Below are 21,732 nucleotides of genomic sequence, written 5' to 3'. Positions count from 1 at the left end.
TCATTTGTGAAAAACCAATGCCCTATGTCCCATGCCCAATGCCCCTGTGTCTAGAGTATGCCATCACAAAGATGGCGATCGCGTTGTTCAAGATTGCGGTTGTGCTTGAGGTAATCATCCACCCAGTGGCAACCACGAACAACTAAATCATCCAGATCTAAATTCCAGAGAATGATTGTGTTGTCATCACTAGCTGATGCTAGTGTTTGACCATCTGGGCTAAAGCTGACACTTAATACTGGCGCGTGATGCCCGTTGAGACTTTTAATTAATTTGCCTTCACGGCTCCAGAGTTTCACTGTACCGTCCCAACCAGCGGCGGCGAGTAATTTCCCATTGGGACTGAAAGTCACGGCATTAACGCTATCGCTGTAGCCTTTTAACAAGGTTTTTAACAACGTACCATCCCGTCGCCAAAGTCTTACAGTGTTGTCCCAACTGGCAGAAGCTAACAACTCGTCAGTGGGACTAAAGCTGACACCCAATACCCAACTGTCATGGGGCGAGAAAGTTTTGAGTAGAGTACCATCTCGCCGCCAGAGTTTTACTGTTTGATCATCACTGGCAGAAGCTAAAACCTGATTATCAGGGCTGAAATTCACGTTATTCACCCAACCTTGATGCCCCACTAAGGTTTTGAGCAACTTGCCTTGACGATTCCAGAGTTTTATTGTTTTATCTTTGCTAGCTGATGCCAACAACTCGCCATTTGGGCTGAAATTCACACTCATCACACTATCCCTATGTCCGTGGAGAGTCTTGATTAAACTGCCATCAAGCCGCCAAAGTTTCACAGTTTTGTCATAACTTGCTGAAGCTAGTATTTTACCTTTGGGGTCAAAACTGACACTAGGAACTTTATCTGTGTGCCCTATCAAGGTTTTGTAGAGTCGGGTTTTCACCTCACCATTACTAGTGTCTGTTAACCAGAGTTTGACAGTGCGATCGCTACTACCAGAAGCTAGCATCCGGCCATGGGGACTCCAGGCAACACTCAAAACTCGATTCTCATGCCCTTTGAGAATAGATGGTGTTGGGGGATCTAAACTCCACAATTTCACATTTTTGTCAAAACTTCCGGAAGCCAGTAATTTATTATTGGGACTGAAAGCTAGGCTAGCAACAGCATCGTTATGTCCTTTGAAGGTTTTCAGTAAGCTGCCAGTAATACTCCAGAGGTTTATGGTGTTGTCTTCACTTCCGGAAGCTAACTTTTTACCATCGAAACTAAAGCTTAAACTCCACACTGTATTGCTATGCTGCTGTAAAGTTTTGTAAAAAACAAATTTAAAACCGTCCGTACTGGTGTTTTCCTCTCGCCGCCAAAGTTTCACTGTTTTATCTCGACCTGCGGACGCCAACAGTTTACCGTCAGGGCTGAAAGCAACCACGGTTACACCTTGCTGATGTCCCTGCAAAGTTGTAACTAGGCTGCCATTGCGTCGCCAGATTTTCACTGTTTTATCGTCACTTGCCGAAGCGATGAATTGACCATCAGGACTGAAACTTACCCAGTTAACCCAACCGCCATGTCCTCTGAGTATTTTTACTAAGCTACCGTCTTTGCCCCAGATTTTTATCGTTGCATCCTTGCCGCCAGTAGCTAATAACTCGCCATCAGGACTGAAATTAACGCTGTAAACCCAATCTCCATGTCCTTTTAAGGTTTTATCTGGCCGGGAGTAAAATTCCCCTGTAATCAGGTTTTGGCGCCAGATTTGGACTGTTTTATCGAGACTGGCGGAGGCTAGGGTTTGTCCATCAGGGCTGAAACTGACAGCGGTTACCGCATCAGTATGGCCTTTGAGGGTTTGGAGTAAAGTACCGTCAGGACGCCAAAGTTTCACTGTCCGATCTCGACTCCCTGATGCTAGCAACTGACCATCTGGGCTGAAAGTTAATCCCCAGACAATATCAGTGTGCCCTTCTAAACGGTTGACCTCGGTTACTCCATAAACTGCTTGTTGCAGGGCCGTCACCACCCGCATTCGGGTGTCTGGTTGCACGATCTGTGTCTGTTTAAGTCGTCTCCAAGCCCGTAAACTTTCTAATAAGGCATCAAATTCTTTATTAGAGGCAAATAAAGCTTCGCTAGCAGCTGCGATCGCACTAATTTTTAAGTTGGTTTCACTGCGTTCAGCTCGTAAAGTTTGGCTAATTGCTGCTCTTTTTTGTAAGTCTGCTTGCCACCATAATGCTGCTATTATCCCCCCCATAATTGACAGCACTACACCTGCTATGCGTGCTTCCTTTAACCGCTTTTGCAAAACTAAATTGAGTTGCTGTTGACTAAGTTTTTGGGCGACCTCGGCTTTAGTTTTTGCCAGTTTGATTTTTTGTAATTCAGCGGCAATACCATAATTATTTTTTTGGCGAATTGGTTCTACTAAATAATCGTGAACTAGCTGGTAGCGATCGCCTAATTCTTCTCTGACTCGCAATACCAACCCAGAACCTACCAATATTTCTAAAATTAGTTCACCAACTATGTCAAAACCTGATATTGTCTCTATATCATGATTATTAACTAGTGCAGTTGCTAAATCAGCTTTATTTTTTAACGGTCGCGTCCCTTTTTCATCAGTTAATTCAAATAATAATTTCCAACTTAATTTTTCGTTTTCTTCACCGCAGTCTTTGATAACTTGCCCAAGCCAGCGTTCCACCAATTTTGTCCAGCCACCGCAAAGCTTATATTGTGCAATTGTGGTAATGTTTTCTATTTCCAGTTGAGCGCCGACTATTTGTAATTCAATTGGATGTACTTCGTCTAGTTCTCCTGTCAAATCCTGGACTAATCGATTAATTAACTCATCACTTAGTTCATAATGTGAACGTTGAGTCAGACTATGAATTATAGCCTTGGCATCCTGGTTAGAAAATTTTCCTAAATAGTAGCGAATATCCTTATCGAGAATATTTTGATTAATGACCCCTAAATCATATAAACCAGTCGTATTTTTTTGACTCAAACGTTCCAATTCTAATAAATAATGTAAATAATCTTCTCTCAATGACAGAATAATTTTTACGAATGGAATATTTAGACATTCACTGAAAAATTTGTAAAATTCTATTCTTTGTGTGCTAGGGTTACTAACAAAGAAAAACTCTTCAAATTGATCTAATATCAGAATTATCGTATAATTTCGCTCAGTTGCTAATCGAATGTTTTCGAGCAGTACAGTAGGTGTATAATCGAGATTAGCTGATATTCCTGTATATGCTAGGGCTTGGTTAACAGTGCTTACCAAAACTGTAACCCAATCAGTATAAACAGACAAAACAATCGGTATAGGAATGCGTTCACCGATAACTTTTCCCCTCAGCGCTGGTACTAAACCAGCTTTGATAATTGAACTCTTTCCTACACCTGATTGTCCATAAATTACTGTGAGTTTGTAGTCAGCACGAGCAATTCTTTCAATCAAACGATTGACATCTTGTTGTCGTCCAGAAGCAGATATTTCTTGGGCGACTTCCTCAGGAATAAACGGTATTTTTTCAGATTCTAATACGGGGTTAGTTTTGGAACGTTGTGGCTGCAATTGACTTGCACCAATGAAAGCACGAAAGCCATACTGATGTTCTATTTGAATTTTTTCTTGTTTAAGCTTGAAGGCTTCTGTATAGTCATGACGCTCAAAAAAGTAAAGCGATCGCAATTCCTCTAAAATCTCTAAGTAAAGTGATGGTTGATGTTGTAACTCACAAACCACCTTCGCCCATTCCAAGTTATTGATTGCTTCTTTCCACTCACCTAAATGCCTTTGTGTACGTGCTAGTAAGAGAAGATACCAACTTTCTTGCCTTCGGGAAACTTCTGTTGCTGCTTCACTGATAGAAAGTGCTGTATTCGCTAACTCATGAGCCAGTACCCAATTTGACTCAGAAGCTGCTACATTTGCCAAAAAACCATAATTTTGAGCAATCTGTGCCGGATTTCCATAAGTTTTCTGTAGACGTAATGACTTTTGAGCTAATTCTTTTAATTCATCCCAAGCTTGTAAACGTTGCAGCATTTCACAAACAGGTGAAATAAATTTAGCAACTAAATCTTCTCTTTCTACCTCTTCCAATATTTCCAGGCATTGTTTAAACCATAAAAGAGCATGTTGGCAATAGCTACTATTAGCACTATGGTTTAAGTCTGCCATGCGACGATAACATAGCCCCAGGTGGAATAGTACTATTGCTTGCTTGAGTAAAGATGAAGGAGATGTAGCTTTAGCTTCCCGAAGGGTAGGACATGAAGGGGATACGAGTAATTGATCACTGATTTTCCCCACTTTGCCACTTTCTAATTCTGCTATTCTTTTTGTTTCCTGCTGCCACAATGCTAGGCTTCTTTGATAATTGGCTAAAGCACCATTAATTTGATCGTTAGCGTATTTATCTCGCCCCAAAACAAATTCTAAACTCGCTTCTAATCCTGGTGTTAATTGAATGCCATAGAGGCGCAGCAAGTCATTACGCGCTGATTCTATTTCGTGGCGGTGTTGGGATTTAGGATCTAAATCTAGAGAAGCATTAGATAAAAATGTTTCGGCACCTGCTTCTAAAACTTTGGCAAATAAAGATTCTGCTTCTTGATTAATCAAAGCAATTAAATCTGTTTTTGCCATTTCAAATTTAATAGTAGTTGCAGCCCAGCTTTTGAAATCAGGGGCTAATCTAGAAAGCAATGATGCTACTTCATCTTGTAGCCACAATACTACTGGAAATTGAAAAGTTGCAGCATAGATATCTCGTGCTTGGTTGATGCCTGTAAGTAAGTTTTCCAAGTCAACAACTGACTCAAGACCAAAAACCATAACAGCTGATGGCAAAGAGTCTGTGACAACAACAGGATTATCTAGAAATAGTTGTGAAACTATTGTGTTGTGTAAGGAAGTAGTTGATGAATTGAGAACGATTTCTCTCAGATTGATGTCTTGAGTGAGGGAGCGAATATTTTCTAACATTTGCTCCCGTAATTGGCCGTAATTACACCGAACTAAAATCAGAGCAAATTGACCTTCAGAAAGGGCGATCGCTCTAATCAGTCTTTGTAAAGTATGCTGATTTTCTTTGGTCATTGGGTATGGGACATTGGCCAAACAGGGCATGGGGCATTAGTCATTTGTTATTTGCAAAGGACAAAGCACAAATGACTAATGACTAATTACACTTAACTTACCCAACAGTGTTATTTGTTTTGTTGCCAAGCCAAAACTTTTTCTGTTTCTGCTAAGGCTGGACTGATGCCAAACCAGCGTCCCAGAGGATCGCGATATTCAAACAGATACATACTTCGTAGTAAGCTTTGGTAGTCTGACTCGCCTTTAACTCTCTGCTGTTGCACTACTTCAAACAGTAACTCCCACTGGGATTCGTCAATAGCTAATAGCAAATCGTCGCGGTAGTCCTTAATCACAGCTTCTAAGCAGGCGCTAGAAAAAGGTGGATCTTGTCGTTGCAGGCAACTATAAAGTAAACCCAATAAGTTACGAATATGACCACCACTAACGCGACATAAACGATCCAAGGTTTGGGAATTATCGAATAATTCTGTAATTAGTGACAGTCTTCCATTCAAAGGAACTTCTGGAAAAGCTCTAGCTAGGACTAACTGGCGCACCAGTGACATGCCTGGTTCGTAGTCACTACCATCTCTTTGCCGCACCAGCACCATCGGTAGTACCTTAGGCGCAATCCCTCCTCCCAAGCGATTTTTCAATGTCTCGTACTCATTAGAAAAAATTAACGTTAGGGGAATTGTGTAAACTAGGTGGCATTTGAGTCGGCGTAACTGTTCACCTCGGTCGATGAAAAGATACTCTGGTTGCGATCGCCCCGATGCTAAGGGACGCATATCTACTCGATCTAAGTTATCTACAATCACTACCAGTCCTTTTTGACCCCGCAGCTTTAGTTGATTAACGGCTTTTTCTAAAATTTCTTCGTTAATCGCTTGCAAAATACTGTTGGTGCGTGGTTCCAGATATTGCCTCAGTTGATTACGCAATTGGTTGCTATCTTTGGTTTTGGCAGTAATTTTGGCAATCCCCAAGGACAACTCTGCTTCTGCTGAAACCTCTATGGGACTTTGCAAAAAATCCCCTACTTCTTTAAACAAATTGCTAAAGTAACCAGGTTTGAGTTTGATACCAATCCCTTCTAAACTAACACTCACTTGACGGGCTACACTCAGCAAAATATCGCTGACATCTATATCGGCCATGTCTAAGTCTTGACTGGACTCAAAATAAACCACATGAAATCCTGCCAATTCTAGTTCTGTTTTCAGGCGCTGTAACTCTGTAGATTTACCACAACCAATGTGACCAGTAAATAACTGGCAGGTTGGCTCATCCGGAGAAATACGGCAGATTGTCCGTTGTAATTCTTCCACAATCTTGCAACCACGTACATCAGCAAAATCTATGTAGTATTGCCGATCTAGTACGTTGCCTATATTTAGGGTGTAACTTGGATTACATGCTTTATAAAAACGTGACAAATTTAATGTCGTTCTCATGTATGTTGAGGTGTATGTAGATGTGTATGTAGATGCAGTTTAATTCGTATTTTTTATACAGGTAATCTCTAGCCTACATTTAGGCACAGGCTTGGTTTGCAAGTCGGTAGTGTCTTGCAACAGACAGCACTCGTAGCGATCCTGCAACGGGTAACTGTGAGTATATGGTAGAGATTTAATTGACCCTAATAACGTTAAGCATATCTGTCCTTTTTACACCTGCTATTGAGGTTTTGACAATCTCTAGCTTTTGCTTGACCAGAAGAAGACAAAAGGAGGGGAAGACTTGGAGGTAAATGCAGTAAGAGGTTTTTCTCTTTCTTCCCTTGTCGCCTTGTCCTCTTCATTGACCTGGCACAAATCTCTGTGCCTAACTTGGTAAGTAAAAAAAACTACTAGACTGGATGATTCTCAATTTGTATGGCTGATGAGGTAGGACTGGTATGAATTATAGCAAGGTACACAGAGATTCAGGAATACTTGTTTATCATTTCACATTGTATTTGTCAATAAAACAAAATCATGAACATCTCAATTAACATTTTGTAATCATTTAGGAAAAAAACTTCGATGAAAACTTGTCAAAAAGACAACAGTCAGTTAAAAATGGACACCGGAAACTTTAAATAACAACAATGACTAGCGCCACGATTTTTGTGTAGTTACTGTAAAGTGTTACTAAAAATAAAAAAAGTCTTGAGGAGTGCGGCTAACATATGCCGACAGTGTTTACTGAAATTAATAATGATACAAACACATCAAGGAATTTAGACTGCAAGGAAAAAGGGGTTTGAATGGCTGGCATAATATCAGTTTCCCGCACGGATCTAGCCCAGCGTCGTAAAAAATTGCGTCGGCAACGGCAGATGAGAATTATTCAGGCTATTTGGCGAACCTTTGCCATTATCGGTTTGGCAAGTGGATTGTTCTGGGTGGCAGTTCAACCAGTGTGGATGCTCAAAGCTTCTAAACAAATAGTGATGAAATCAGGCAATAAATTACTGTCGGATGAGACAACTCGATCGCTGTTGGTGCTATCTTATCCCCAGTCCTTGTGGCGAATTGAACCGTCGGCGATCGCCAACTCTCTGAAAAAACAACCAACTATTGCCAATGCGATCGTGAGACGCCGCCTATTTCCTCCTGGTTTAATCATCGATATCCAAGAACGAGTACCTGTAGCAGTGACTCAAACACCAACAGTGCAAAATCAAGGCACTAGTAACAATAAAGTCACAATTGGCTTACTAGATGCAAGTGGAGTTTGGATGCCCCTAGAAAAATACACATCACTCAATCCCAACAAAAAATTACCCAATCTCAGAGTTATTGGATCGCCAAAACAATACTGCCTCTATTGGACTCAACTTCATCAAGCTATCAACCAAAGTCCAGTCAAAGTGATGGAAATTGATTGTCAAAATCCAACGAATTTAATTTTGAAAACAGAATTAGGAAATGTGCATCTTGGCGCTCCAAGCCCCCAGTTACCAGAACAAATTAAGGTACTAGCCCAGATGCGCCATCTAAAAGCAAAACTCAATTCTGGCCAAATAGAGTATATTGATTTGAAAAATCCCGAATTTCCATTAGTACAGATGAACCAAGAAAATCCCAAATTAACTCCCAAAATCCCTCGAAACATTTAGGGTGTCTCATGTATTGAGCGCTCTTAGGAAATTAAGAAGCTTTATGCTGATAAAGATATTTATTATTTTTAGTTTTCTCGCAAATCGCAGGAAAATCGGCATTAACTTCTAATTAAAATGAGAAGATCAACCATAGAATCTACATTGGGAGTTAAAGACCCCCGATTATAACCCTAACTTTTATGTGTGGGGTGCATACTAGACAATGTAATGATGGCGTATGGCGTACAAAACGCCTTCTGACTGTACATTCTTCGACTGAACCCAGCGTGGAAAGGAGAAAAATGTTTGAGTTTTTCATTAAAATCTGACTCACGAACAGAAAACACTGATGAGAGCGGTTGACGCCGCCATTGAAGTGCAGAGCCAAAAACACTCTGGCTTTGGTCTGTTAAGGACACTTCCAAAGACAGTTGACCAAAGTTTCAATCTGTAAAAATGGTACTCAAAGTTGCCCAAGGGTTGCTATTGGGCAATCAGTATGAACTACTCTGTGTAGTAATTCTTATGAGGTTACAAAACCTTTTGGGAAATCTGAGTTTATTGAGGGCATCAGTGAAGATTCTCGGAGGATAGAGTATTGCTGCAACAAAGTGTCCATTAAGACTCCCCAAATAACAAATTAATCAGGTATAGTCTGACAAGCAAATAATTCCTTACTTCCATCTCAAGGATAAGTAAGTATCATGTAAATTTTGTGTCTTAAGTTGCAATCATCCCCAATGGTGAAATCTATTAACAATATTATTAAGCCAGATAAAAGCCGCTGTGGCGTGTTCTTACAAGTTATGGCGTCCGCCGAGGAAAATGAAGAAATTAATGTCTGCTGGAAGTTATACAGAAGACTTTTAGATACATGTAAGTATTTAAATATATTCAACGTAATTATGCAGAAATTATTGTTGTTCAAACATATATGTAGTAGTCTGGCTATATTTGACTACGTAAGATGGAATTATACTTCTGTAGAATTAGCTGTGCGAGCGCCTGGGTTAAAACCTTATCCCAGAGTAAATTTTCGCACTACCAATTCTGTTAGGCTTGGCAGTAGTGAAAACAATAAAAAACACTGCCACAATATTATGGCAGTGTCAAACTATAGTTGACTCCTAGTTGAATAACACCCCAAAAAGTCGTTTATCTACCTCTGACAAATCCAATGACACTTGATAATAACCAAGGACTTACCTATAAAGATTCCCAATCTACAGGACAGCCGGGGTTCTCTCTGGCAGTTAACTCGACCAATCCCTTTAATAACTCTGGTCTGAACTTCGGACAAAATCACGATAATAAAAAGATTTCTCCAGAAAATAGCCGAATTGGTGAGATTGTTCCTGGTCGGGTTGCCAACATTAAAGTGATTGGTGTTGGTGGCGGTGGTGGCAATGCTGTTAACCGCATGATTGAGTCTGATGTCTCTGGTGTAGAGTTTTGGTCAATTAACACTGATGCCCAGGCTCTGACTTTAGCTGGCGCTCCCAGTCGATTGCAAATTGGACAGAAGCTAACGCGGGGTTTGGGAGCAGGTGGTAATCCTGCCATTGGTCAAAAGGCGGCTGAAGAATCACGAGACGAAATTGCCACGGCTTTAGAGGGTGCAGACCTAGTATTTATCACAGCTGGTATGGGGGGCGGTACTGGAACTGGTGCTGCTCCGATTGTGGCAGAAGTCGCCAAAGAAATGGGCGCTCTGACCGTTGGCGTGGTTACACGTCCATTTGTTTTTGAGGGACGCCGCCGTACCAGCCAAGCAGAACAAGGTATTGAAGGATTAAAAAGTAGAGTAGATACACTGATTATTATTCCCAATAACAAACTGCTGGAAGTGATCCCCGAACAAACCCCTGTGCAAGAAGCTTTTCGCTATGCAGATGATGTGCTACGTCAAGGGGTGCAAGGAATTTCTGATATCATTACGATCCCAGGTTTGGTAAACGTTGACTTTGCCGATGTCCGAGCTGTGATGGCAGATGCAGGATCGGCATTGATGGGAATTGGCGTTAGCTCTGGGAAATCTAGAGCCAGAGAAGCGGCGATCGCAGCTATTTCTTCGCCTTTACTAGAATGTTCCATTGAAGGCGCTAGAGGGGTTGTCTTTAATATTACTGGTGGTACTGACCTGACTTTGCATGAAGTGAATGCTGCCGCAGAAGCAATCTATGAAGTGGTTGATCCCAACGCTAACATTATTTTTGGTGCTGTAATTGATGACAGGCTCCAAGGTGAAGTAAGAATTACTGTAATTGCTACCGGGTTTACAGGTGAAGTACAAACAGCACCACAACAAAGCGTGGCTAATGTTCGGGTAGCACCTAATACTCCCAAGCGACCAGCAACACAGCAACCCACAGTTAATCCTCCAACCCCAACTCCAACTCCAATTCCAGAACCAAAAGAAAAACTGGGACTGGATATACCTGATTTTCTAAAAAACCGACGTACACCACGGAATTAAGAAATTTTGGATTTGAGATTTTAGATGAACTTACCAGTATCAGATCAGGCTGAGTGCTGTATAAAATCTGCTATTTCCAGGATTTTACCAAGAGCAGGGGTAAGCAATCCGTTGCCATCCCCAATTTTGCTAATAAGTAAGGAAACTTCTGAAGGCTATTTACAGAATTAACTTGGCCTTGAGTCTGCTGATTCCCATGTTTGGCTGTGCTTTGGTCACAAAAAAACAGGAACACTTGCTCGACTATTAGTAAATATATTTAGTTGAACTTTAGACTGTAACATTCGTGTAGCTATCTAAAAGCAACTCACTGACGGCAACCCCCATCCGTATGGATGAAAAAAACACGTTCTTTCGCCACTCCCTACTCCCCACTCCCTACTCCCTATTTTTATTCAGAGTCTGTTCAATCCATTGAATAACCTGATGACCCAAGCGAGTACCATCTAGCCGGTCAATCTCACGAATTCCAGTTGGACTGGTGACGTTAACTTCAGTCAGGTAGCCACCAATAACGTCAATACCTACAAAAATTAAGCCGTCTTGGCGTAAACGTTCGGCTATTTGGGTACAGATTTCATGCTCTCTAGGAGTAATTTCGGTTTGAGCGACTGTACCACCAGTTGCCATGTTATTGCGAAAATCAGTTCCGCTAGAGAGGCGATTAAGCGCACCAATCGGTTGGCCATTGAGGAGGATAATTCGCTTATCTCCTTCTTTTGCTTGGGGTAAATAGGTCTGCACCATTACTGGTACTTTACCTTGGAGGGTACTGAGTTCGATAATCGAGTTGAAATTGCGATCGCCAGATTGCAAAATCAAAATCCCTTCCCCAGCTTTGTTACCCAATGGTTTGAGAACCGCAGTCCCCTTTGCTTCCACAAATTGCCGGATAAACTGCTTATCAGCGCTAACAATTGTTTCTGGAATCGCTTTGGTAAATTGGAGGGCGTACATTTTTTCATTTGCCCCTCGGATACCACTAGGACTGTTAATCACCAGAGTTTTCTTTTGGTCAATGTAATCCAGGATATAAGTAGCATACAGGTAGGAATCATTGACTGGTGGATCTGTCCGCATAAATACGGCGTCCATTGTTTCCAGGGAAGTTAAAGAACGTTCGCTCAATTTATACCAAGGATTCGCGGCTACCCAGCGTCCTTCAACCAACTGCACTGGTACAAGTTCGGCTTGCTGTAGAACAGCCCAAGCTTTGCCTTCCACCACACTCAGCAGATTTGCCTGAGTCACCCAAACTTCGTGTCCCAGAATTTGCGCTGCTTCCATCAGGGCAACGCTGGTATCATGACACGGGTCAAGCTGATGGATGGGATCAATGATAAAAGCCAGTTTCACCCTGTCTACCTCAATCACCAGAAAATTAAATGGTTATTCAATCATTATCAAAAATTTGGGTCTAAAACCCCGCTCCTAAAGGAGCGGCTTTTTGATACAATTGCTCGTAAGCGGGAACGAAGATGTAGTCGTGGCACACGAACTCATACGCTGTATAAAGGCTAATGTCACCAATCCTTTCAGGGTTGCCCCAAGACCTCACTGCCCTCTAACAAATATGGCATAGGTGGGAGAAAAGAAGAACTGAATAAACTACCGTAGGGCATACGGAAAGTTACGCTTGGGGAGTAGTGCATAAGAGTGCTTGCTGTAAAAGGTGTAGTCGGACTAGACATGATCCTGTAAGACCAAAATTAAGCTTGCTTAGTGGAGGCAGCGATCAGCCCAAGAATCACCGCACTTTTAGGGCGGTGAGTGTCAACTCCTGATGTTCTCACCAATTGACATATAGCCATATTGCTCAGGATAACTTGGAAGCTAATATTTTGATAGACACCGTTTGTGCAGTGCGTTGCTTTTCTTTGAGTTGTAGCGACTGCCGTGTGGTTCAGCGGCTTGTCGCCAGAGTTTGCAATACCTTTTGAATCTAAACGCTATTGCTAGAAGCTAGTAGTTCATCCAGCTTACCTTGATTGTCTAGAGTGTGGATATCATCACAACCACCAATATGCTCATCATTGATGAAAATTTGCGGTAAAGAACGGCGTCCATTCGCTCTTTGAGCCATTTTATTTCTGGCTGCCTCATCTCCGTCAATGCTGTATTCGATAAATTCAACCCCTTTACTTTTTAGTAAGCTTTTGGCACGAATGCAAAATGGGCAAGTCCTCCAAGTGTAAATTTCTACTTTTGCAGCCATAAAGTCCTCAAAATGATTTCATACTTCTTAATTTTAGACTTTGCTACTGGCTATAGCTGCCATATAGAGTTTTGACTTGATTATCAAATGCGTCTAACTGTATTTGTTTGCAAAAATAAAGGTTAGTTAAGAGAATATTAAATCTAGACTTTTGGCTAAAATAATCTCTATAGCAAACTTATCAATATAGCGGTTCCCAATTATATGAGGTACAGAAATTTGTAGGGTAGCACAGCTGTGCTACCCTACCTTGTACCTCATAAAAATGAGAAATGCTATGAATCACTAAAAGCGTGTTTGAATACCTGGTCACTAAGCAAATTTGATTGGATTAAGAAAGAGACACCTGATGCTAACAGAGAACATATGAACTAGCCGTGTATTCTCTTAGGGGATACATCAGGTGTATCCCAATACAGCTTCTAAGAAACTGTCATTGCAGTTGGGACTTGAGCCTTTTTCTTTGCTACTTTCAGCCCACCGAGAGCAAATAGCCCAAGGGCAGCTACTGTAGCAGGTTCAGGCACTTTTACAGGTGGAGGTGGTGGGGGAGTGTAGTAAGGGGCTTGTCCTTTGAGTTTGCTACTTCCGTTACGATTGTTTCCAGAACCGACGCTCATTAACCGCACTCCAAAGTTTTGCTCAGAAAATTGAGCCAAGGTTAAAGCTTGGGAAGCGTGGGATAGGGTAAAGATGGTAGATTGAATGTCGCCTTTTCCTTGACCGATACCTTCTTGACCAATTTCTACCCCAATATCAAAGGAGCCACCACCACCGTTGAGATTGTTACTACCACTACCAATGGAGCTAATTGAACCAGCAGGGCCAAATTTATTGGCTGTTATATCTGTAGCTGCTAGGTTTTCTATTTTGAGGCCATTAAGGAGTAAGTCATCTTTAATGTTGAAGAAAATACCCCGGATATCAGCAATTGTGTTGCTGCCAGTGGATAAATAATCTACTTTAAATTGAACCTTGCCAGAGCCTTCTAAATCATCCAAGGTAAACTTTACCTGTGTATCCGCGCCGGTGAAGTTATTGATAGTGAAATTCATCGAAGCGGCGTGAGCTGAGGAAAAAGTAGAGGACGATATCACAACGGCAGTAGCAGCCAAAAAGGAAGGTATTGCTGCGCTGGAAAATAGATGTTTCATGTTAATCAATGTTTGGAAAACAAAATGGTAAGACTCAGTTGCTAATAACGGGAATTTGCTGCTTGCTATCCATGTCAAATCAGATGCACCGAGTGAAAAGCCTTTTTCCACTGTAGATATTGAATTACAAGTTGTCTAGAATACAAGCCTTATGTTCAAAAAGACTTTATTTTTGGCTTCATATAATAAAAAACCCAGTAATAATACTGGGTAAAGTGAAGATTAAAAATTAATGATATTTCAGTATTTACCCACAGTCAACGGCATATTCAATCAACTGGCCAAGGCGTTGACGTAAGGTTTCTAATCCTAACCGCTGACTCGCAGAAATGAACACCGCTAGGGGAAATTCTTCTCTAGCCAAAGCAAGTGTGTCACTATTGGCTTGATCTATCTTGTTAAAAACAACTAGCGCCGGGCCAGGAGTGACTGGCATTTGCGCGAGGATTTCCCGGACTGAACGAATATGACGCAACCAAGCGGGGTGAGACAAATCTACTAAATGCACCAGGGCATCGGCTTCTGTGACTTCCTCTAAGGTGGCGCGGAAGGCATCCATTAAGGATGGAGGCAGTTCGTGTATGAACCCTACTGTATCTGTGATCAGAATTTCTTGAGGTTCATCAGCTTCGCCATGAGGAATTACTAAGCGGCGGGTAGTAGGATCAAGGGTGGCAAATAGCTGGTCAGCTGTATAAACTTCTGCGTTAGTCAGAGCATTCAACAACGTAGATTTACCAGCGTTGGTATACCCAACCAAAGCTACTGAGGGAACTTCTCGATGCTGTCGTCGCTGTCGTAGGCGCGAACGATGTGCTTGTAACTGGTTGACTTCTTTTTGCAGTCGGGAAATACGTTGCCCAATGGCACGTCGTTCAGTTTCCAGTTTAGTTTCACCAGGACCACGAGTACCAATACCACCACCCAATCGGGACATGGTGCGACCTCTACCAGAGAGTCGCGGCTGCATATATTCTAATTGTGCTAGTTCTACTTGCAATTTACCAGCACGGGATTGAGCGCGTTGGGCGAAGATATCCAAAATTACTTCGGTGCGGTCAACTACGCGGACACCAATTTGCGCTTCTAGGTTGCGGACTTGGGAGGGTGAGAGGTCGCGGTCAAAGACGACAAGATTGACTCCTAGTGTTTGGGCTGTGAGGGCGATTTCTTGCACCTTACCTTCGCCGACTACTGTTTGGGGATGAATGCGCGATCGCTTTTGTTGTATTGTCTGCAATACATCTCCCCCAGCGGTATCAACTAAACGTGCCAATTCCACTAGGGTGTCTTGGAATTGTAGAGGGGTGATTTCCTCAGTCATTAACCCCACAATTAACACGCGATCGTGGTCAGCATCTACTTCCTGGGCGATAAATTCCCGCTGGAATTCGGCTTCCAGATTTTCTACCAAGTCGAGAAAATCCTGTTGTGCCAGATCGTCCAAGCCTAGAGGTGCTGATATATTCCAACTGGGAGATTGGACTTGCTTTTCATCTACCTTCAAGCCAGCAGGAGTAGTAATCAAGGCGCGGGAGTCCTGAGGCGTCAGATGAGCCAAATAAGCTTCTTTGACGTACCCAGTAGCGCCGCCTCCCCGCCGTGTAAATCCTATTCCAGTTATATTTAGCACAACTAAAGCATCCAAACGTTGTAGTGCCATAGCCGTGAGTGCCGCTTCATTTGGCGGTTCTGGCTTTAAATGAGTGGCGATACAACGAATACCACTGAGTCGTTCCGCACCGTAACGAGGCAATTCCAAAGGTGGAATTTGCGTTTGACGCGGTGTGCCTACCCCCACACGAATCACTTGTCCGCGACGGTTGAGATAGGCACACACAGGCTGATTGAGTTCTGTGCTAATTGCTGCCAGACGCTGGGAAAACTCAGGCGTGGTGATGCGATCGCCTGGTATGCGCTGGTGATAAAGCCGCTGTAGTTGCTTCAGCTGGCTGGTCTTTAGACCTTGGAGATTTCCAAAAATAGTCTCTATAGGCGTTTATGACCACTTAAGTGGCCCCCCGAATCCTTCTTATGTCTATTTTACAACAGGGTTTAGGCTGCAAGCTCTCTCCTCTGAGGGATGCGATCTGAATTAGTGTCTGTAGAGTCTTACTATTTTGGATTTTAAATTTTGGATTTTGGATTGCCAAAGATTTAGTGGTAATCGTTTGTGGCAATTCATCTGTGGCAATCATTTCTAAAATTGGTATTAAATTTGCAACTTTTATTTACCTGTTTTGAGGGCGGTTTTGGAAGTCAGCACTCTTGAGTAGTAATTGCGTCGTTTAACCTACCCGTATTCCCACAATCAGCTTAGGATGGACTAAAAGAATTTTTTGAGGAAAATGGTACAAAAAATCACAGCTGTGTTTAATGGCAAAGTGTTCTATCCGTCTGAACCGATCGCACTGCCAATTAATACCCGTGTGCGAATCAGTGTTGAAATTTTACCGCCTGGTGAACATGAAACAGTATCATTTTTGCAAACGGCGCGATCGCTCAACCTCGATGGGTCGCCTGACTGGTCTGCCAATATAGATAAATATTTGTACCCTAAATAAACTTTTCATGCATTCTGAAGTCTTTCTTGATACATCATTTGCCATTGCCTTATCTGCACCAAGCGATCGCTTGCATCACCGAGCTTTACATCTGGCTAAAATGTTACAAGCGGCAGAAACTCGTTTAGTGACAACACAAGCAGTGATGTTGGAAATTGGCAATGCCTTATCCCAACAACCTTATCGTCAGGCGGCGATCGTATTATTGAATTCTTTGGTAGCAGACTTCAAAGTAGAAATTGTCCCACTTTCCCAGGAACTCTACGAACGTGCTTTTCAGCTTTATTGCGATCGAACTGAGAAAGAATGGGGATTTGTCGATTGCGTATCTTTTATTGTGATGGAATATAGCGGAATCACTGAAGCCTTAACTGCTGACGAGCATTTTCAACAAGCAGGGTTTCGAGCATTATTGCGAGAAAATTTGCCGTGATTGGGGATTGGGGATTGGGGATTGGGGATTGGGGACTGGGTATTGAAAGTTTACCCATTACCCATTCCCTATTCCCCACTCCCTAATATTTCCCAGTCCCTAGTCCCTAGTCCCCAGTACCCAGTACCCAGTCCTTATTATTTCGTTACAATCGGCTTGTGCGTTAGGCATTCAAGAGTTATCAGCCATGAATTTGATTTTCGATCCACCGATTCCTGTGAAAATTCAAAAGATGAAGGAACGGGTGCGGTGGATGCATCCGAGTTTTGTGCAACGGGGAATTGACCAAACTAGCTTGGTTATTGACGATCGCAAAAATGATAGTCCAGAATTTTCCTTTATGGTTATCGGTGATTCTGGTACTAAATCCCATTCTCCACACCACCCCCAACGAAAAGTTGCCGAACTGATGCTTCCTCACCGCGAGGATTGCAGTTTTGTGTTGCACACGGGAGATGTAATCTATGTGGTGGGTTCTCAGGAGTATTACTCAACAAACTTTATTGAGCCTTACCGAGAGTTTCTTGTAGGTGGTAATAATCCAAGAAACATTTCCTATGACCATATGGTGTTTAATTTGCCGTTCCTGCCAGTGCTTGGTAATCATGATTACTACGATGTACCGTTGATGTACCGTTTATTTACTGGCACAACATCGTCATTACGTCGGCTGTTGGGCTACAAAGATACTGAGATTGGCTGGCACGGTTCGTATCAAGGTAATGCCTACGCACGGGCGTTTATGGATTATACGGCGGCGATATCTTCCCAAGAGTTAGAACGTCATTTAGATCGGCACTATACTGCTAAAACTGACACAGGACGCTGTTTGCGTTATGAACCTGGACAGTTCACGCGCTTACCTAATCGGTATTACACTTTTCGTTACGGCGGGATTGACTTTTTCGCACTGGATTCTAATACCTTTAATACACCATCACCTTTACCTGCAACTCAGGAGGGGGAAATTTATCGTCGGGAATTGCAAAAGCGTCGCCATGAAATAGACCGAGAAGAATTGCAAATTTTGAAAATATGCGATGGACTCAACCCAGATAAACCGGCTGAAGCGGAAAAACTTGATGAACTCAGTGCCAAATTAGACCAAATTAATGAAATCAAAATCGATATTGAAAAACAGTTAGCATCTCAGAAAATGCCTGCGATCGATTTTGAACAACTTGAATGGTTACGAAATAGACTCATCGAATCTTGGAATACTTCCGAAGTACGGGGACGTGTAATCTTTTTCCACCATCCACCCTATGTTACAGAGGCTACTAAATGGCATCAAGCACAAACTTTGGCGGTTCGCCACCGCTTGCGCTGGGTGTTTGAACAAGTAGCTGAAACTCTTGGTTCTTTAATTAAAGAGCGTCCCATAGTGGATTTGATTTTAAACGGTCACGCTCACTGTTTGGAATATCTCCGCACAAGTGATACCGGATTTGCTGATTCTCACATTAACTGTATTATTTCTGGTGGTAGTGGTCATCGTCCCCGCTATCAACGACGAGAGGGGACTGAATTGATGGAGACTTTTACGGAAATTACAGGTAAATCCTCTCGTAAAGTTGCTGATTCAATGCTTTTTGTGGGTCGCCATAACGACAATTTGCAGAAACGACTGCCTTATTCATGCGTGCGGATTGATGTTTTAGACGGTCGTCCACCGAAGTTTATTGTGAGACCACTGGTTACTGAACGTTTTGAGGAAGAATGGTATAACACTGAACTTGAACCATTTGTGATTTAAATAGCCAAGGGTACTTGTTGCTACCATAACGACTGCGGCGCAGTAATCACTGCCACTGGGTAATGTGCTTTACTCAGAATTGCGTCTACTCTGTGACCGAAGAAAACGCGACCCGTAATCATTCGGATATTACTTCCTAAAATAATTAAGTCAACTTCTTTGGTTTGGGCAAAGTTGAGGATTTCCCTTTCTGGGCTAGTTCCTTGAAGAACATAGGTTTTAACATCAGCACCGAGATTGCGGCCAATTGCTGCTTGCTGTTCGAGCAAATCGTGAGCAATTTCCTTGACTGGAGCTAGCGATCGCTGTTCGTAAAGAATATACTCAACCTGTGGCAAATTAATCACGTTAACGATCATAACTAATGCTCCTGTTTGAGCAGCGATCGTACTTGCCACCTTCAAATCCATCAGCACCTTAGCAATCACTGGTACTGCTGAAATGCTCATTGCTGTGGCGATAAACAGGCTGAATACCAATCGCTTTTCTGGGTCGGCTAAAAAACTATCTGGTAATAGCCAGCCAAGTCCAAATCCTGTGATAAACGGGACAATAATTCCGCCCAGTGAAATGAGTAGAGCCGTTTTACCCTTACGAAGAATCAGTTTTAGATCCGTCTCCAACCCAGTTACAATCAGCAAAAATAACACGCCTAACCAAGAAATCACTGAAAGTAAATTAGATTGTTCTTGACTTTTGGGAAAGATATGTGCCTGTAAATCTGGAAGCAGCAAACCAAATAGAGAAGGACCAAGCAGCACACCCGCCAGTAATTCCCCAACAACAGCAGGGCTGATTCATTCCCCAAAGAGCTTTAAAAATCAAGGGTTCCAGCGATTAAAAATTAGTTATTTTGTTACTGGCGTGCCGATGAAACCAACTATTTTACTGATATTTCAGTGCTTAAATGTTCATCTCTTCGTCACGCTTACTTACAATTTTCTTGCTAACCATCTTGACAAATCCTGTTTGAAATGGAATGAAACAGCCCTGCCAACAACAGGGGGTAGGTTGATCCGACGCATGAATTCACCTAATCCCCGCGCTACGAGAAGCAATAGTGACAGTTGCACCAGCACCAACAGCAGCTCATGATGACCGAGAGGTTTAATTAAACCGTCACCTGCTACTTTCTGTGCAGCGAGTACAGGCACTAACATTAGGGACAGGTTTTGCATAGAACTGTCCACAGGTTGGATTACAAATTTTTCAAGAGGCTGTTCAAGTAAATCCTGAAAATGTTTACTTGCACATCGGTCTAGGAGATTAAACTGTGGTTGTCATTATTAACCGCAAGATTATCATGCGCGATCGCCCCAAGCTGTCAGTTCAGGAACAAAGCTGATCAAGTTATTTTCGAGCGCGAACAAAGAACTTTGTAGTGTCTATCCAAATACCTCGATCGGTTGCTAGTTTCTCAATTTCTGCTTTGTACTCAACTTGCAACTGATTTAATTGTTCTGGTGATAATTTTGACAACAGTGGATTATCTTTAAAATTTATCTTAATTACTGTCTCAGATAATCTGCTATCCCTAAGCTGGCTATAACGTCCTGATGGCTCAATCTTAATTTCGATATCTCTAAAACCTGCCTGATTAAGCAAATTTTGACATTTTTCTGGAGTTCCAAGTGGTTCAAGGATGTGTGGTAGCGATACGCCCAAAACTCTAGCGCAAATCCTCTGCTGAAGAGATGCCATCAAAGCAGTTTCGGGAGGACAGGTAAATGCCACATACCCTCCTGTTTTCAAGTAGCCGTACCACTTTTGCAAAGTAGCAAGGATATCAGGAAAAAGTACAATTGCCTCACAGCAAAAGACAACATCAAAACTACTCTCACTAAAGTTGAAATGTTCTGCATCCGCCTCAATCAACTCGATATTTTGTAATTTTGCTGCTGCAATTTTAAGTCTTGCTTGATGCAACATTCCAGGGGTCATGTCAATCCCAATCACATAGCCCTCTGAAGCAACTTTTTCAGCTGCGGCGATCGCAACTAAACCTGTTCCAGTCGCTACATCAAGGATTTTCTGTCCCGAATGTAGTGGAACAAATTCAAGTAAAATTTTGGCTTCTAGAGGATGACGAGTACCTTCTTCATGGTCATAAGTCGTTCTACTACCATAGAATTCTTTTAGTTGCTGCTTATAATTATCTAGATCAGTCATAACCAAATGTTAAATTTTCTCAACTTTATAGTAACTTTTGTTGTGATATTGAGTTGCTCACTGTTGAACCCAACTCTGACAGCACAAGCCATAACTTCATCCAGCACTGTTTACGAACAACGGATAATCCATAGTCCAGATGGCATCGGCAAATATTACATGGGGCGCGAAATTGCCAAAGTTATGGGATACACTGGCGCTGGCTGGTTAGAACGTCCCAGCCGAGAGGGAGAGGAACAGCCAAGTAAGATAGTCAGCCTTCTCAACTTGAAACCTAATGATGTGGTGGCGGATATTGGCGCTGGTACAGGATACTTAAGCTTTCGCATCGCACCATTATTAACAGCAGGTAAGGTGTTAGCTGTAGATGTTCAACCAGAAATGTTGGAAATCATTGATTTATTCAAAAAAGAGAAAAATATCACCAATATTGAACCTGTTTTAGCAACTCTTTCTGACCCCAATCTACCATCTGAAAGTATAGATTTGGCGTTGATGGTAGATGCTTATCATGAATTGGAGTATCCCCAAGAAGTGATGCAAAAAATTGTCAAAGCACTGAAACCTGGTGGTAAGGTGGTGCTAGTTGAGTATCGGGGTGAGAATCCTTTTATTATGATCAAAGGTTTGCATAAAATGACTCAAAAGCAAGTCCGTAAAGAAATGCAAGCTGTTGGTTTAGTTTGGCGTGAAACTAAAAATTTGTTACCTCAACAGCATTTGATGGTGTTTGAGAAACCTGATTCTCGCAATTTTTTGACAAGATGAAGTTTGGGCAGCATATAGTAGTCCCAAATCATTTGTAAAAATAATT

The 21,732-nt window shown here is 42.1% G+C and carries 15 protein-coding genes; 6 read left to right on the top strand and 9 right to left on the bottom strand.

Going from position 1 to position 21,732, the window contains the following annotated elements:
* Nucleotides 1-50 precede the first annotated feature (50 nt).
* Together IQ276_RS16840 and IQ276_RS16835 are read right to left on the bottom strand one after the other, a co-directional pair.
* Nucleotides 51-5,078 carry a WD40 domain-containing protein gene (locus tag IQ276_RS16840; RefSeq protein WP_235115729.1) on the bottom strand — a complete coding sequence of 1,676 codons (5,028 nt, stop codon included), beginning with the start codon at nucleotides 5,076-5,078 and terminating at the stop codon, nucleotides 51-53.
* Nucleotides 5,079-5,188: 110 nt separating this feature from the next.
* Nucleotides 5,189-6,520, bottom strand: a complete 1,332-nt coding sequence (locus IQ276_RS16835; protein ID WP_235115728.1) for a P-loop NTPase fold protein — start codon at nucleotides 6,518-6,520, stop codon at nucleotides 5,189-5,191.
* A 794-nt stretch (nucleotides 6,521-7,314) separates the two neighbouring features.
* Between IQ276_RS16835 and IQ276_RS16830 the strand changes: the two genes are divergently transcribed.
* Entirely contained in the window at nucleotides 7,315-8,169 is an 855-nt protein-coding gene (locus tag IQ276_RS16830) for a cell division protein FtsQ/DivIB (protein WP_190884577.1), read from the top strand.
* 1,159 nt (nucleotides 8,170-9,328) lie between these two features.
* Complete coding sequence (gene ftsZ, locus IQ276_RS16825; protein WP_073639806.1) at nucleotides 9,329-10,627, top strand: cell division protein FtsZ; 1,299 nt, start codon at nucleotides 9,329-9,331, stop codon at nucleotides 10,625-10,627.
* A 378-nt stretch (nucleotides 10,628-11,005) separates the two neighbouring features.
* Here the strand turns inward: ftsZ and gshB are convergent, their stop codons facing one another.
* The 4 genes from gshB to hflX form a co-directional block, all read right to left on the bottom strand.
* A complete protein-coding gene (gene gshB / locus IQ276_RS16820; RefSeq protein ID WP_193918523.1) occupies nucleotides 11,006-11,983 on the bottom strand; it encodes a glutathione synthase in 978 nt (325 codons plus the stop codon).
* A 586-nt stretch (nucleotides 11,984-12,569) separates the two neighbouring features.
* A complete protein-coding gene (gene grxC / locus IQ276_RS16815; protein WP_193918525.1) occupies nucleotides 12,570-12,842 on the bottom strand; it encodes a glutaredoxin 3 in 273 nt (90 codons plus the stop codon).
* Nucleotides 12,843-13,264: 422 nt separating this feature from the next.
* The gene (locus IQ276_RS16810; protein WP_235115727.1) at nucleotides 13,265-14,107 is read right to left on the bottom strand and encodes a hypothetical protein; all 843 of its coding nucleotides are present in this window, start codon (nucleotides 14,105-14,107) and stop codon (nucleotides 13,265-13,267) included.
* A gap of 136 nt (nucleotides 14,108-14,243) precedes the next feature.
* Nucleotides 14,244-15,989: a GTPase HflX gene (hflX, locus tag IQ276_RS16805; protein ID WP_193918539.1), complete on the bottom strand. Its 1,746-nt coding sequence runs from the start codon at nucleotides 15,987-15,989 to the stop codon at nucleotides 14,244-14,246.
* Between the two features lie 355 nt (nucleotides 15,990-16,344).
* Here hflX and IQ276_RS16800 point away from each other — a divergent pair, with 355 nt between their 5' ends.
* The 3 genes from IQ276_RS16800 (at nucleotide 16,345) to IQ276_RS16790 (ending at nucleotide 18,749) form a co-directional block, all read left to right on the top strand.
* On the top strand, nucleotides 16,345-16,560 hold the full coding sequence (locus tag IQ276_RS16800; protein WP_193918527.1) for a hypothetical protein: 216 nt from the start codon (nucleotides 16,345-16,347) through the stop codon (nucleotides 16,558-16,560).
* Nucleotides 16,561-16,567: 7 nt separating this feature from the next.
* A complete protein-coding gene (locus IQ276_RS16795) occupies nucleotides 16,568-16,993 on the top strand; it encodes a type II toxin-antitoxin system VapC family toxin (protein ID WP_235115726.1) in 426 nt (141 codons plus the stop codon).
* A gap of 187 nt (nucleotides 16,994-17,180) precedes the next feature.
* Entirely contained in the window at nucleotides 17,181-18,749 is a 1,569-nt protein-coding gene (locus tag IQ276_RS16790) for a metallophosphoesterase family protein (RefSeq protein ID WP_193919896.1), read from the top strand.
* A gap of 20 nt (nucleotides 18,750-18,769) precedes the next feature.
* Here IQ276_RS16790 and IQ276_RS40715 read toward each other — a convergent pair whose 3' ends face one another.
* From IQ276_RS40715 to IQ276_RS16775, 3 genes are all read right to left on the bottom strand, one after another.
* Nucleotides 18,770-19,546 (bottom strand): cation:proton antiporter domain-containing protein, encoded by a 777-nt coding sequence (locus IQ276_RS40715; RefSeq protein WP_309245638.1) that lies wholly within the window; start codon nucleotides 19,544-19,546, stop codon nucleotides 18,770-18,772.
* A 135-nt stretch (nucleotides 19,547-19,681) separates the two neighbouring features.
* Nucleotides 19,682-19,927 carry a hypothetical protein gene (locus IQ276_RS16780; protein WP_228043280.1) on the bottom strand — a complete coding sequence of 82 codons (246 nt, stop codon included), beginning with the start codon at nucleotides 19,925-19,927 and terminating at the stop codon, nucleotides 19,682-19,684.
* A 172-nt stretch (nucleotides 19,928-20,099) separates the two neighbouring features.
* Nucleotides 20,100-20,918, bottom strand: coding sequence for a class I SAM-dependent methyltransferase (locus IQ276_RS16775; protein WP_193919898.1), 819 nt, complete (start codon nucleotides 20,916-20,918; stop codon nucleotides 20,100-20,102).
* A gap of 6 nt (nucleotides 20,919-20,924) precedes the next feature.
* Between IQ276_RS16775 and IQ276_RS16770 the strand changes: the two genes are divergently transcribed.
* Entirely contained in the window at nucleotides 20,925-21,686 is a 762-nt protein-coding gene (locus IQ276_RS16770; RefSeq protein ID WP_193919900.1) for a class I SAM-dependent methyltransferase, read from the top strand.
* The last annotated feature ends 46 nt before the right edge of the window (nucleotides 21,687-21,732 follow it).

Origin of the sequence: Desmonostoc muscorum LEGE 12446 (genome assembly GCF_015207005.2) — a bacterium.
In the GTDB taxonomy this organism is placed as follows: domain Bacteria; phylum Cyanobacteriota; class Cyanobacteriia; order Cyanobacteriales; family Nostocaceae; genus Nostoc; species Nostoc muscorum.
Note: the sequence above shows the minus strand (reverse complement) of the source record. Positions and strands in the feature narration are given on the sequence as shown.